The sequence below is a fragment of the Amylibacter sp. SFDW26 genome (assembly GCF_009184395.1).
In the GTDB taxonomy this organism is placed as follows: Bacteria; Pseudomonadota; Alphaproteobacteria; order Rhodobacterales; family Rhodobacteraceae; genus Amylibacter.
In genome coordinates, this window is the sequence record NZ_WEIC01000003.1 from 261,731 (window position 1) to 276,470 (window position 14,740).

12 protein-coding genes and 1 tRNA gene are annotated in these 14,740 nt (G+C 44.4%); 3 read left to right on the plus strand and 10 right to left on the minus strand.

All coding sequences use genetic code 11. The annotated features are described in order from the left end of the window. Window positions 1–4 precede the first annotated feature (4 nt). Window positions 5–1,501: a phosphomannomutase/phosphoglucomutase gene (locus tag F9L33_RS10755; RefSeq protein WP_152142788.1), complete on the plus strand. Its 1,497-nt coding sequence runs from the start codon at window positions 5–7 to the stop codon at window positions 1,499–1,501. Window positions 1,502–1,607: 106 nt separating this feature from the next. Further along, a complete protein-coding gene (locus F9L33_RS10760) occupies window positions 1,608–2,381 on the plus strand; it encodes an ion transporter (protein WP_152142789.1) in 774 nt (257 codons plus the stop codon). Here the strand turns inward: F9L33_RS10760 and F9L33_RS10765 are convergent. Beyond that, a complete protein-coding gene (locus tag F9L33_RS10765) occupies window positions 2,378–3,553 on the minus strand; it encodes an NAD(P)/FAD-dependent oxidoreductase (RefSeq protein WP_152142790.1) in 1,176 nt (391 codons plus the stop codon). The two genes, F9L33_RS10760 and F9L33_RS10765, sit on opposite strands and share 4 nt — an antisense overlap. Window positions 3,554–3,651: 98 nt before the next feature. Between F9L33_RS10765 and F9L33_RS10770 the strand changes: the two genes are divergently transcribed. After that, window positions 3,652–3,726 (plus strand) — tRNA-Gln (locus F9L33_RS10770). A gap of 17 nt (window positions 3,727–3,743) precedes the next feature. On the opposite strand, the gene F9L33_RS10775 is transcribed toward F9L33_RS10770, so the two are convergent. The 9 genes from F9L33_RS10775 to F9L33_RS10815 form a co-directional block, all read right to left on the minus strand. After that, the gene (locus tag F9L33_RS10775) at window positions 3,744–5,336 is read right to left on the minus strand and encodes a GMC family oxidoreductase (RefSeq protein ID WP_152142791.1); all 1,593 of its coding nucleotides are present in this window, start codon (window positions 5,334–5,336) and stop codon (window positions 3,744–3,746) included. Between the two features lie 4 nt (window positions 5,337–5,340). Continuing rightward, window positions 5,341–6,102 carry an enoyl-CoA hydratase-related protein gene (locus tag F9L33_RS10780; RefSeq protein WP_152142792.1) on the minus strand — a complete coding sequence of 254 codons (762 nt, stop codon included), beginning with the start codon at window positions 6,100–6,102 and terminating at the stop codon, window positions 5,341–5,343. Then, the gene (locus F9L33_RS10785; RefSeq protein ID WP_152142793.1) at window positions 6,102–6,968 is read right to left on the minus strand and encodes a hydroxymethylglutaryl-CoA lyase; all 867 of its coding nucleotides are present in this window, start codon (window positions 6,966–6,968) and stop codon (window positions 6,102–6,104) included. Before F9L33_RS10785 ends, F9L33_RS10780 begins: the two co-directional genes overlap by 1 nt. Continuing rightward, window positions 6,965–8,926, minus strand: a complete 1,962-nt coding sequence (locus F9L33_RS10790; protein ID WP_152142794.1) for an acetyl/propionyl/methylcrotonyl-CoA carboxylase subunit alpha — start codon at window positions 8,924–8,926, stop codon at window positions 6,965–6,967. The genes F9L33_RS10785 and F9L33_RS10790 overlap by 4 nt, the downstream gene beginning before the upstream one ends. Window positions 8,927–8,936: 10 nt before the next feature. Continuing rightward, entirely contained in the window at window positions 8,937–10,454 is a 1,518-nt protein-coding gene (locus F9L33_RS10795; protein ID WP_304505327.1) for a carboxyl transferase domain-containing protein, read from the minus strand. A gap of 83 nt (window positions 10,455–10,537) precedes the next feature. Further along, window positions 10,538–12,121 (minus strand): AMP-binding protein, encoded by a 1,584-nt coding sequence (locus tag F9L33_RS10800; protein ID WP_152142796.1) that lies wholly within the window; start codon window positions 12,119–12,121, stop codon window positions 10,538–10,540. A gap of 1 nt (window position 12,122) precedes the next feature. Beyond that, window positions 12,123–13,289 (minus strand): isovaleryl-CoA dehydrogenase, encoded by a 1,167-nt coding sequence (locus F9L33_RS10805; protein WP_152142797.1) that lies wholly within the window; start codon window positions 13,287–13,289, stop codon window positions 12,123–12,125. 1 nt (window position 13,290) lies between these two features. Further along, a complete protein-coding gene (locus tag F9L33_RS10810; RefSeq protein ID WP_152142798.1) occupies window positions 13,291–13,896 on the minus strand; it encodes a TetR/AcrR family transcriptional regulator in 606 nt (201 codons plus the stop codon). 71 nt (window positions 13,897–13,967) lie between these two features. After that, on the minus strand, window positions 13,968–14,738 hold the full coding sequence (locus tag F9L33_RS10815; RefSeq protein WP_152142799.1) for an enoyl-CoA hydratase-related protein: 771 nt from the start codon (window positions 14,736–14,738) through the stop codon (window positions 13,968–13,970). Window positions 14,739–14,740 lie beyond the last annotated feature (2 nt).

Genomic DNA, 14,740 nt, shown 5'->3' on the forward strand with positions numbered 1-14,740 from the left:
AAAAATGCCAAAGCCATTGAGCGAAAGCACCCCAAACACATGGGGGTTTCTGCGTGATGCAATGATCGCACCCACTGGTTTCCGTGAATATGATGCGCGCTGGAAATACCCAGATGATGTCAACTTACCTGGCATAACAGCGTTAGGCTTGGGTCTTGGGACACAGATGCATGAAAAAGGTATTGAACCTGTGATTGCTGTAGGTAATGACTACCGTGATTATTCATTGTCTATCAAAAATGCTCTTATGCTCGGCCTGATGCAAGCGGGCATCCATGTAAAGGATATTGGCCCCGCTGTATCCCCCATGGCCTACTTTAGTCAATTTCACTTAGACGCCCCTGCGGTTGCTATGGTGACCGCATCCCATAACCCAAATGGCTGGACTGGTGTTAAGATGGGTTTTGAACGCCCGCTAACACATGGCCCAGATGAAATGGGCCGTTTACGTGATATTGTTCTGAATGGCGAAGGTATTGCACGTGATGGCGGCAAATACGAATTCGTTGATGGCGTCAAAGAAGCCTATATTGACGATCTATGTGGTGATTTCAAAATGTCCCGTAAGTTGCGCATTGTTTGTGCAACAGGCAATGGTACTGCATCCGAATTTGCACCCGAAGTTTTAAAGCGCATCGGTGTAGAAGTTATACCCTCCCATAATGAGCTAGATTACACATTCCCACATTATAATCCAAACCCAGAAGCTATGGAAATGCTGCATGATATGGCTGCATCTGTCAAAGAAAGCGGTGCTGATCTGGCGCTTGGTTTCGATGGTGATGGTGATCGTTGTGGTGTCGTTGATAATGACGGTGATGAAATTTTTGCCGATAAGGTTGGTGTCATCATGGCCCGCGACTTATCCAAGATCTACCCAGATTCTACATTTGTTGCAGATGTAAAATCCACTGGCCTATTTGCCAGCGATCCTGAATTACAAAAGAACGGTGTAAAAGCCGATTATTGGAAAACAGGCCACAGCCATATGAAACGCCGTGTCAAAGAAATTGGAGCATTGGCTGGTTTTGAAAAATCTGGTCACTACTTTTTGGCAGAGCCCATAGGCCGCGGATATGATTGCGGCATGCGTGTAGCGGTTGAGATGTGTAAGCTTTTGGATCGCAATCCTGACATGTCTATGGCTGATCTGAAAAACGCCCTGCCCGTCACATACGCAACACCGACAATGTCACCGTTCTGTCCTGATCTAGAAAAATACGATGTGCTAGAGCGTTTGGTTGAAAAGCTCGTTGCAAAACATAAGGCGGGCGAACAAATTGCAGGGCGTAATATTGCACAGGTTGTGACTGTGAATGGAGCACGAGTGATCCTTGATAACGGTGCTTGGGGATTAGTCCGCGCTTCATCCAATACACCTAATCTGGTTGTTGTTTGTGAGAGCCCAGAATCGGATGCAGAAATGCGCGCAATCTTTGCCGATGTAGACGCTGTAATACGCACAGAAGCATCTGTTGGTGAGTATGATCAAACCATTTAAGGGTCTTGAATTCCTTCTAAATCACCTTATTTAAATACTCTGCACCGCGCCCCAAAAGCGCGGTGTTATTTTGTGCCAGACGTATCGATATATTGGAGCCCAATAAATGCTATCCCGCCTAACCCAATTGATAGAAAGTAATCTTTTTCGCAATTTCATTTTGGGCATCATTATTTTCAATGCATTGTTGTTGGGCTTAGAAACCTCTTCATCCATTATGGCTGAATTTGGTGGATTGATTACCTTTTTAGACGCTGCTTGTTTGGCAATCTTTTGTCTCGAGATTATCGCCAAGTTAATCGTTCACAGATTTCAATTTTTTCGCAGTGGTTGGAATATCTTCGACTTTGTAATTGTAGGCGTTGCCTTGGTTCCTGCAAGCCAATCTATTTCCGTTCTCCGCGCCTTGCGTGTTTTACGTGTGTTTCGCGTATTGTCTTCGGCACCGCGTTTACGCCGCGTTGTTGAGGGGTTTGTTTCAGCGCTACCTGGCATGGGGTCCGTTTTTTTATTGATGGCTATTATCTTTTACATCAGCGCCGTCATTTCCACGAAACTGTTTGGTGCAGCTTTCCCAGAATGGTTTGGCGACTTGGGATTATCTGCATATTCACTGTTCCAAATCATGACGCTTGAAAGCTGGTCGATGGGGATCGTCCGCCCTGTGATGGAAGTCTATCCATTGGCTTGGGCGTTCTTCATACCTTTTATTCTTGCCACCACATTTGCTGTCGTGAACTTATTGGTCGGTTTGATCGTGAACTCTATGCAAGATGCTCATTCAGAGGAAGATAATGCCAAGACAGAAGATTACCGTGATACGGTATTAGAGAGGTTGGCAATCATGGAGCAAAAATTGGATGCTTTAAAAAAAGATTAAACCGCCTGTCCTGCCGCCCAACCAGATGACCACGCCCATTGGAAGTTATAACCACCTAGCCAACCAGTTACGTCGACCACCTCGCCTATAAAGTATAGGCCCTTTACAGAATTGGTCTCCATAGTTTTAGCATCTAATTCTTTTGTATCTACCCCGCCTAACGTAACTTCTGCAGTACGATACCCTTCAGACCCAACTGGTTTGATCTGCCAATGATGAATAGCATCGTCTAATTGCTGCAATCTCTTGTCAGATTGATCGGCTAGATTTCCTTTCAAACCAACATTTTCTACAATAAATTTTGCAAGTGCTTTGGGTAAATGATCCGTTAAAGCTGTTTGTACTGCAATGCGCCCATATTCAGATCGCTTCTTTTGCAAAGCTGCTAAAATAGGCTCTGAAAACGCAAGGTCCACACTCAACGTATCACCTTCTTTCCAGTAAGATGATATCTGCAAAATAGACGGGCCTGAGAGCCCACGATGTGTAAATAACAGACCTTCTTCAAAGCTGGTCTTACCATGCCTCACAGAGGCATATACCGAGGTTCCTGACATTGCAGCAATTGGTCCAAGGTCTTGCTCGGCAAAAGTCAACGGCACCAATGCTGGGCGCGTTTCAATAATGTTTAACCCAAAGTGTTTAGCGATTTCATACCCCAAGCCTGTAGCACCCATTTTAGGAATGGATTTACCACCACATGCCACAACAAGAGATTCGCATGACACTGTACCGCCTGTAAGGGTAACCTCGTATTGCTCATCCTTTTGCACATCTAAGAATTCTGTTTCCAGCACAATGTCCACTTGGACATCATGTAGATGTCCTAAAAGCATATCGATAATTTGCGTCGACTTCCCATCACAAAACAATTGGCCAAGGGTTTTCTCATGATAAGAGATATCCGCCTCTACCACCATTTGAATAAAATCCCACTGCGTGTAGCGTGATAGGGCAGACAATGCAAATCTTTGATTTTGTGATATAAATTTTTCACGGCTGATATTTAAATTGGTAAAATTACATCGCCCACCACCAGATATGCGGATTTTTTCGCCAACAGATTTAGCATGATCCACCAGTAATACAGACCGCCCCCTGCGGCCTGCCTCTATTGCGCACATCATACCTGCGGCACCTGCGCCGATTATTACAACATCATAATGTTCCATGCTTTCGCTTACGGTGAATAATCTTTTCGCACAAGCCGACAATTTACATGATTTTTGACTTGCAGATACATGCATCTCATCGTAAACACCCCCTCAGTTGGGTCGTGGCCAAATGGTAAGGCACCGCTTTTTGGTAGCGTAGATTGTAGGTTCGAGTCCTACCGACCCAGCCAAATTAATCAGATCACATCTATATGCTTTTCGATTGCTTAATCAGGTCGGCTGCTTTTTCTGCGATCATAATCGTAGGGGAATTTGTATTTCCTGATGTGATCGTTGGCATAACAGATGCATCCACCACACGCAGCTTTTCGATACCACGTACTTTTAAATTAAAATCAACCACAGCCCTATCATCATTCCCCATTCGGCACGTCCCAACTGGGTGAAAAATTGTCGTACCAATATCGCCTGCAGCTTTAATCAATTCTTCATCACTATCATCAGTATTTTCTGGTAAAAACTCCTGCGGATTATATTTTGCAAAACTCGGTTGATTTACAATTCGGCGCGTTAAACGGATCGCATTCGCAGCAACGCGTTGATCTTCTAGCTCAGATAAATAATTAGGGGCAATTTTTGGATGGTCCAACGGATTAGGCGAAGCAATTTGAACAGTTCCACGACTTTGCGGTCGTAGATTACAAACGCTTGCAGTAACGGCAGGGAAATCATGTAGCGGCTGACCAAAAGCTGGTAATGACAATGGTTGCACATGATATTCAAGATCTGGCGTGGCCTTGTCTTTTGATGAATATGCAAAAGCCGCTAGCTGACTTGGAGCCATAGACATAGGACCTGTACGCTTCAAAGCGTATTCTGCAGCAATCTTGAATTTACCCCACATAGACTGCGCCATAGTATTCAGTGTTTTTGCGCCTGTTACTTTATACGCGCAACGGATTTGCAAATGATCTTGCAAATTACCGCCCACATCTGGTGCCTCATGCTCAACATCTATGCCCATTTTCTGTAGAAGTGCACCAGGCCCAATACCAGAAAGTTGTAAAATTTGAGGAGACCCAATTGCACCCGCTGATAAAATCACCTCATCTTTTGCATAAAGCTTATTTCCATCGCATAATTCTACACCCAGCGCTTTGCGATCTTTTATAATAATACGCGCCACTTGCGCATCTGTGCGTACAGTCAGGTTTTTCCGTTTTTTAACTGGACGTAAAAACCCCTTCGACGTGTTCCAACGCAATCCAGATTTTTGGTTTACTTTAAAATACGCAACACCATGATTATCACCATCGTTTAAATCATCCGTATACGGAATACCTTCTTCAACACAAGCTTTGGCAAAATCGTCCAAGACATCCCAATGCAAGCGTTGGTCTTCGACACGCCATTCGCCGCCTGCACTGTGCGCATCATTCGCGCCTGCAAAATAATCCTCTGATTTTTTGAAATAGGGTAATACATCGTCCCAGCCCCAGCCCGCACCACCCAATTGACGCCAACCATCGTAATCTTCGGCTTGGCCTCTAACATACAACATACCGTTGATTGATGAGCATCCGCCAAGAACGCGCCCACGTGGGTATAGCAATTGACGCCCATTCAAACCCACTTCAGCTTCAGTCTTAAATCCCCAGTCTGTACGTGGATTTCCAATACAATAGAGATAGCCAATTGGGATATGTATCCAATGGTAATTATCACGCCCACCAGCCTCTAATAGCAGTACATTTTTTGTTGGGTCTTCGCTTAAGCGGTTTGCTAGAACACAGCCCGCAGAACCTGCACCGATGATCACGTAATCATATGGTGCAGTCATGGCATCATCCTTCAAGAAATTTTGCAATCAACGTTTGCGCTTCATCACTTTCCCAGCAATCCGCAAGCGCATTAATCGTTGTCGTAATCCTTTCAGTTTCGTCACCGCTTTGCAAGTCTAGTAACAACCTCTTTGCTTTTGCAACGGCCTGTGGCGCAGTTTTCAAAATCACATTGATTTCATCATCAATTAAGCGGTCCATTTCATCTGAAGAACAGCTCACACTGACCAATCCAGCTTGCTGTGCAAATGCCGTACCAAAGACCTTAGAGCTAAAGAAAATCTGGCGGCTGAACGCTTGGGGGACTTTCCCCAATACAAACGGGCTGATCGTAGCTGGGATCAAACCGAGTTTGGTTTCTGTTAGTGCGAATTTCAAATTATGTAGAGCAAAAACAACATCGCATACAGCCATCATACCGATGCCTCCCCCAAATGCATTACCTTCTACACGCCCAATCAATGGTTTTGGCAGCTTGTTCAATTCTGCCAACATCGTTGCCAATACTGTTGCGCCCTCAATCTTTCCGGCACGATCCAATTCAGCTTGCTCACGCATCCAATTCAAATCAGCGCCTGCGCAAAAGCTTTTCCCAGTCGCTTGTAAAACAACAGCGCGAACAGTTTCGTCAGCACCAATTATTTTAATTGCATTGGTAATTTCATGCATCATCTTTTCACTTAATGCGTTGTGCTTTTCAGGGCGGGAAAGCGTTAATATGGCGACACCAGTGCTATTTTTTACAAGGTTAATTGTCTCATACATCAATCATGCCCTCCTAAGGACCAAAGGGATATTAAAGCTTGAGCTTCATATAGTTTCTCAATATTTAAACCCGTTTCCCAGCCAGCAGAATGCAACATTTCTACCAAGGGTACAGTCGATACATTTCCTTTTGCACCTGGGGCATAAGGGCATCCGCCAAGGCCACCAATGGCGCTATCAAATGTACGCATACCGTATGGCAAACTGGTTTGAACATTTTCAAGTGCATTTCCTTTTGTATCATGGAAATGGCCTGCAAATAATGACCCTGAAATATGTGGCGTAACCGTATCCAATAAACGAGCTACATCAGCTTCCGTCGCTATGCCAATTGTATCTCCCAACGAAACCTCATAGCATCCCATATCAAACAGAGCATTTGCCACATCTAATACAGCTTGTGGTGCAATACTTCCTTCATAAGGGCAGGCAACAACACAAGATACATAGCCACGTAATTTTACACCTTGAGCTATAGCTTTTTTTGCTACCGGTTTGAACCGTTCAAAGCTTTCAGCAATACTACAATTGATATTCTTTTGACTAAAGCTTTCAGAGGCAGAGCCAAAAATAGCGACCTCATCGACATCGGCTTTGATTGCAGCATCTAAACCTTTCAGGTTTGGTACCAATGCTGCGTAAGTTACATTTTTATACCTCTTGATACTTTGCATCACATCGACAGCATCCCCCATTTGAGGCACCCATTTAGGGGATACGAAACTAGTCGTTTCTATCTTGCTCAATCCCGTTTCGGAAAGCATATTAATCAATGCTATTTTATCTGCTGTAGGGATTACCGTTGCTTCATTTTGCAACCCATCGCGCGGCCCAACTTCATAAACGGTAATAAAACGATCACTCATGTGTCACCGTCGACAAATTGAACCAATAATTGCCCTTGGTCGACTGCATCTGATGCAGTGCACAATACAGTATCGATAACACCATCTTGATCAGCAACAACGACATGTTCCATCTTCATCGCTTCTACCGCAAAAAGGGGAGCGCCTTTTTCAACTTTCATTCCAGCCGTAACATGCACGACAGTTACGACACCTGTCATAGGTGATATAATTTGGCTAGAATTTTGCGCATGCGCATCACCAGAAGAAAATGGGTCGATACACTCAAAGCTATATTGATCGGTAGATGATTTGACATGAGCAACCACCTTTTTATTGGAAACCATGGCAGTCTGTTTTTTACTACCATTATGGGCCGTCACCAAATCACTTGTATTAGAAATATTCGAAAACGTTGTTTGCAAATCTTTTACAATCAGAGTTGCGTTATTTGCTCCATCAAAACGAATTGATCCGTCTAATTCCATTCCATTATAAAGCATATTTAGTGATTGAGTGACTTGCTCCCATAAGCCCCAACCCAAACGTGGCGCCATAAAATCAACAGGATTTAATACTAGAAAGGCCGCCATAATATCAAATGGATCAAGTGATTGTACTTTGGTCAGATTCTCTTGTTTGCGTGCGATCAGCCCTGTATCGAAATCACCTTTTACGAAATCATCATCCTGAGCAAGTTTAGATAGGAAGCCGATATTGTTTTTAATACCAGTACAAAATGTATGGTCTAATCCCACAACCAACTGTGATAAAGCCGTATTACGATTTGCACCATGCGAGGTAATTTTTGCTATCATAGGATCATAAAATGGGCTAACCGTATCACCAGTTTTTACGCCTGTATCTATGCGGCAGCCTTTTGCAAACCTAACGGTTTCCAAAGTACCCGGAGATGGTTTAAAATCTTCTTGTGGATCCTCTGCGTAAATTCGAGCTTCAAAGGCGTGACCATTTAAAGGGATTTCTTCTTGTGACATTGGCAATAATTCACCACTTGCAATCCGCAATTGCCATTCGACAAGGTCAACGCCAGTAACCGCTTCAGTCACGGGATGTTCGACCTGTAAGCGGGTATTCATTTCCATGAACCAAAAACCGTCAGCGCGCAGAGAACCTGATCCATCAACGATGAATTCAATTGTCCCCGCACCCTGATAATCGATCTTCTTTGCAGCTTCGATAGCAGCATTTGTCATAGCTGCGCGCACATCTTTTGACATATCTGGCGCAGGTGCTTCTTCAATCACTTTCTGGTGACGGCGTTGCAATGAGCAATCGCGTTCGTATAAGTGCACAACATTGCCATGTGTATCGCCAAAAACTTGCACTTCAATATGGCGTGGCGAAGTGATGTATTTTTCTATCAAAACATGCGGGTCACCAAAACTTGCCTGTCCCTCGCGCTGAGCCGATGCCAAAGCTGTTTTAAAGTCAGTGGCTTGTTCTACTAACCGCATACCTTTGCCACCACCGCCAGCCCGCGCTTTGATCAATACTGGATATCCAATTTTATCCGCTTCTGACGCAAGGAATTTTTCATCTTGATCATCACCATGATATCCAGGCACGACAGGAACATCAGCGTCTTGCATCAAACGTTTGGCTTGGTCTTTCAAACCCATTTTACGAATAGACGATGCTGAGGGACCAATGAATACCAAACCTGCGGCTTCAACCTGTTCCACAAAGTCAGGATTCTCTGACAGAAATCCATATCCAGGGTGAATAGCCTGTGCGCCAGTATCTAGCGCCACTTGAATGATGCGTTCGCCCTTTAGATAACTTTTTTCGCTTGGAGCTGGGCCAATTAAGACAGCTTCATCAGCATTGAGACTGTGCATAGAATTTACATCAGCTTCCGAATAAACAGCAACTGTTTTAACACCCATTTTCTGTGCTGTCTTAATGATGCGACAAGCAATCTCACCACGGTTTGCAATTAAGATTTTATCAAACATCGCCCTACCTTTACATTCTGAACACAGAGAATTGTGTATCTTTAACAGGCGCATTCAAAGCAGCCCTTAAAGATAACGCAACAACATCACGCGTCTTTCGAGGATCAATAATGCCATCATCCCAAAGGCGTGCAGACGCATAAAGCGGCTGAGATTGTTCTTCAAATTGATCCAATATTGGTTGTTTTAGCTTAACTTCATCATCACCCGAAAATGTGCCGCCTTTTGCCTCTATAGCTGCGCGTGTCACAGTTGCCATGACACCCGCAGCCTGCTCCCCGCCCATGACCGAAATTTTTGCATTTGGCCACATCCACATAAATCTTGGGCTGTAAGCGCGCCCACACATGCCATAGTTCCCAGCGCCATAAGAGCCACCAACAACGACAGTCACTTTTGGTACATCAGCACAGGAGACTGCGGCAACAAGTTTTGCCCCATCTTTTGCAATGCCGCCTGCCTCGTATTTCGAACCAACCATAAAACCTGTGATATTTTGTAAAAACAAAAGTGGTATTTTGCGTTGGCAACACAACTGAATAAAATGGGCTCCCTTTTGTGAGCTTTCTGAAAACAACACCCCGTTGTTAGCTAGGATGCCCACCTGAATACCGTCAATCTTAGCAAACCCGCATACCAATGTTGTACCAAACCGAGCTTTGAACTCTTCAAAATCTGAATTATCAATAATGCGCGCAATGATTTCTCTGATATCAAACGGCGTTTTCGGGTCGGCAGGAACAATCCCTAATAATTCTTCAGGGTCGAGTTTTGGTAATTCGCCGCCCACAGGAACAGATGTTTTTCCCCTGCCTAAATTGTGAACGCATTGCCTTGCCAAAGCTAAGGCGTGTTTATCATCTTCGGCAAGATAATCTGCAACACCAGAAAGACGCGTATGTGTATCACCGCCGCCTAAAGTTTCGGCATCGATCACTTCACCTGTCGCTTCTTTTACCAATGGTGGGCCAGCAAGAAAAATCGTTCCTTGGTCACGTACAATTATAGTCTGATCTGACATTGCGGGCACATATGCGCCACCAGCAGTACATGACCCCATAACCACAGCAATTTGAGTTATACCCTTCGCACTCATACGCGCTTGATTGTAAAATATACGCCCAAAATGGTTCTTATCCGCAAATACCTCATCTTGGTTCGGTAAATTTGCACCACCGCTATCCACCAAATAAATACATGGCAGATTGTTTTCTTCTGCGATCTCTTGCGCACGCAAATGCTTTTTCACAGTTAACGGATAATACGTGCCCCCTTTTACAGTGGCATCATTACATAAGATCATACAGTCACGACCCTCAACACACCCTATACCTGCAATCACACCTGCGGCTGGTAAATCCGTCTCATAAACGTTGTGTGCTGCAAACAAACCTATTTCTAAAAACGGTGAGCCAACATCCAATAAGCCAGCGATACGATCTCGTGGCAACAATTTCCCGCGAGATACATGGCGTGCACGAGAAGCCTCTCTTCCTCCCAATGATATCTTTGCAGCAAGTACAGACATATCACTCAAAAACACTTCATTCGCTTTTACATTTTCGGCGAAATGTGGCGAATGTGGGTTTAATTTTGTCTCAATTATAGCCATTATACGGTTTCCATTTCACCATTTGCATGCGCACGTAATTCCCTGCGCATTATCTTACCAGTTACTGTCATAGGTAGCGTTTCTAGGAATTCTATTTCACGTGGATATTCATGCGCAGCAAGCGCAGTGCGAACATGATCTTGCAACTCGAGAACCAGAGCATTATCGCCATGAACATCAGCTTTTAATTTCACATAAGCTTTAATAATCTCACCACGTGCATCATCAATTTTGCCCACTACCCCTACGGCTTCCACACATGGATGCCCAAGCAAACAGTTTTCAATTGCACTTGGACCAATACGGTACCCAGCAGAATTAATGACATCATCATCACGCCCAACAAAACGGACATACCCGTTCTCCATAATGCCGCGATCTCCTGTTACCAACCAATCACCGCGAAATTTATCTGCTGTCGCAACGGGATTTTGCCAATATTCTAACATCATAACAGGTGTGCCCGCACGAACCGCAATATCACCTTCTTTGTCCGTTGTATGGCCATCCTCATCGATGATTGCTATATCATGCCCAATAACAGGTCGCCCCATACAACCGTCTTTATTTTCAAACAGCTCACTACAAGATGAGACGATCATATTACATTCTGTTTGGCCGTAAAATTCATTCATAGTCAAACCAAGATTTTCGCGTCCCCATTCTAACAACTCTGCACCCAAAGCTTCGCCACCAGATGCAACCGTGCGTAAACCTTTGATTGATGCTTCTTCGGCTTTAAGGTGCTTCAATGCAGTGGCGGGAAAGAACACATTTTTGACCTGCCCTTCTTCGATAATCCTTTGGCAACCCTCAGCATTAAATTTATCCATCCGAGCTGCAACAACAGGGATTCCATGGTGCAATCCTGGCATTAAAACATCTAACAAACCTCCGATCCAAGCCCAGTCAGCAGGTGTCCATAAACAGTCATCTTTTTGCGGCAAAAAATCATGGCTCATCTCCACCCCAGGTAAGTGCCCCAATAAAACGCGGTGTGCTAGCAACGCACCTTTTGGTGCACCTGTTGTGCCCGATGTATAGATAATAATTGCTGGATCGTTTGGCCCAGTCTTAACAGGTGTAAAGGCCGTATCATTATCAAATGTTGCATTCTCGGGATCAATGACATGCTTAAGCTCAGGTAAATGATCCTGAAGACCTGACAAAATAAATGCGCCCTCTTGGTCTGTAATAACAACACTTGCCCCAGAATTTCCAAGTCTTGTTTGCAATGCCGCTGTACGAAACAGGGCAAACAACGGAACAGAAATCGCGCCTAACTTCCAAATAGCTATATGTGCTGCAGCCGTCCAAACAGACTGACTGCGAAACACACCAACACGATCGCCGATCCCTATGCCAAGATCGCGCAAACGAACTGCTAATCGATCAGATAGATATTGCAGCACCGCAAAGCTAACATCAACACGCTCACCAGAAGTTAAATCGATCAGAGCTGTACGTTCAGGGTCTATCTCAGCCCACTTATCGCAGACATCGACGCCCATATTATAAAACTCAGGAATATTCCACGAGAACCTAGCCTTTAAATCTTCATATGTAACGGCTTTGGTAAGCATTTTATGCTTTCGTCTCGTTAAACAATTCACGCCCGATTAGCATACGGCGAATTTCAGAGGTGCCCGCGCCAATTTCATACAGCTTAGCATCACGTAATAATCGGCCTGTAGGGTATTCATTCGTATAGCCATTTCCACCTAAACATTGGATAGCCTCCAACGTAATTTGGGTGGCTTTCTCAGCTGCATATAATATACATCCTGCGCTGTCTTTACGTGTCACTTCACCACGATCACAAGCTTGCGCAACAGAATAAACATAGGCACGGCAAGCATTCATAGTCGTGTACATATCAGCCAGTTTACCCTGCATCAGCTGGAAGGTTCCGATGGGCTTCCCAAACTGCTCGCGTTCATGCACATAAGGCACAACAACATCCATAGCCGCAGCCATAATTCCAAGCGGGCCAGCAGCCAAAGTTACGCGTTCATAATCCAAGCCAGACATCAATACAGTGGCGCCCATACCCTCCTCGGCCAGAATGTTCTCAAATGGAATGAAGCAATCTTTGAAGACCAGCTCACAGGTGTTCGACCCACGCATCCCAAGTTTATCCAGCTTTTGCGCTGTCGAGAAACCTTCCATGCCTTTTTCAACTAAAAATGCCGTAATCCCTTTCGATGCGGCATCTGCATCAGATTTTGCATAAACGATCAGGGTGTTTGCATCTGGACCATTTGTAATCCACATTTTGTTACCATTCAGCAAAAACCCATCATTACGCTTATCCGCACGTAGTTTCATCGAAACCACATCTGAACCGGCTCCTGGCTCTGACATAGCAAGTGAACCAACGTGCTCACCTGAAATCAACTTCGGTAGGTACTTCGCTTTTTGCTCTACAGTTCCCCAACGGTTAATCTGATTTACACATAGATTAGAATGAGCACCGTACGAAAGCCCGACAGATGCACTGGCACGGCTGATTTCTTCGATCGCCACACAATGCGCGAGATAACCCATATCTACGCCACCATCATCTTCTGGTACTGTGATCCCATGCAAACCCAAAGCACCAAGTTTTTCCCACAAGTCCATCGGGAACTCATTTGTTGCATCAATTTCTGCCGCACGAGGAGCAACTTCATCCGCTGCAAAACGGCGTACAGTTTCACGCAGAGCATCAATATCGTCACCTAGATTGAAATTCATTGTGGAATTAAACATATCATGTTCCTTTAATTTCGTAACCGACACTGCGCAAAGTCAGGTCTACATATGTGTCTTCAATTTCTTTTTGGCTCATACGACCCTCAGCACGAAACCATGTATTAACCCCGTTTAAAGAGCCAAGAACCGACATCGCTGCAACATGCGCATCTGAGGTATGAAATACCCCAGAATTTATTCCGGAACGAATAATGTCGCGCAAAATATCTTCATAAACGCGCCGTTGCTTTTCGATTGTTTTGTGACCTTCAGGCTCAAGAGAACGTAATTCCATAAACGAAATAAAAACTGCTTTTGGCTTTTCGACATTAAATCGAATGTGGAAACGTGTGAAAATTTCAAGTTGTTCCTGGGCAGTTTTCCCACGGATATCTTGATTATCCCATGCAGCCATCAGACTATCCATATGATCTATCATAAGCCTTAAAAGGATTTGTTGTTTGTTTGGAAAGTGATTGTAAAGAGCACTGACATTCACACCAACAGCTTCCGCGATTTGGCGCATAGAGACTGCCGAATACCCATATTGTGCAATCATTGGCAAAGCTGTCGATAATATCGCAACCTTCGTTTCTGCCCCGACAGATCCTTTTAAGCGCGCCATGTTAATCCTTAATTAAATGAACGTTCGTTCTTATAATAAGCAAACCAGTTTATGTCAAACTTTTCATCTGATTATTTATCTTTGAAGTTCGGCTTACGTTTTTCAATAAAAGCATTCATGCCTTCTTTTTGATCTTCTGTCGAAAACAGTGAGTGGAATACACGACGTTCAAAGAACAACCCTTCTGCCAAGCTTGTTTCATCCGCTCGGTTGACCACATCACGCACCAAGGCAGTGACTGGCTTAGAATAAGCTGCGATTTGCACCCCGGCTGCCAAAGCATTTTCCAGCACTTGATCATCAGGAACGACGCGTGCCACTAAACCACAAGCAAGTGCTTCATCCGCTGGCATCATGCGCCCTGTTAAGTGCATATCCATGGATTTCGCACGACCAATTAATTTAGTCATACGTTGCGACCCACCCATACCAGCAATGATACCAAGTTTGATTTCTGGTTGTCCAAATTGGGCACCCTCACCTGCAATAATGAAATCACACATCATCGCCAATTCGCAACCTCCACCCAGCGCATAGCCATTTACCGCAGCAATTTTTGGTGTGCGCATATTTACGAAAACATCCCAATCGGAAAAATAATCCTCTGCAGCCGCTTTAGCATAGGACAACACAGACATTTCCTTGATATCCCCACCTGCAGCAAATGCTTTTTCATTACCAGTTAGAACGAAACACCGCACAGAAGGGTCTTTGTCTAGTTTAGGTAGCTCAGCTAATATCTCATTTTTTAATTCCATGTTCAAAGCATTCAATTGCTTAGGGCGGTTCAAACGGACCAGTACAACACCGTCTTTTTGCGTAATCTCAATCGTCTTTGTCATGG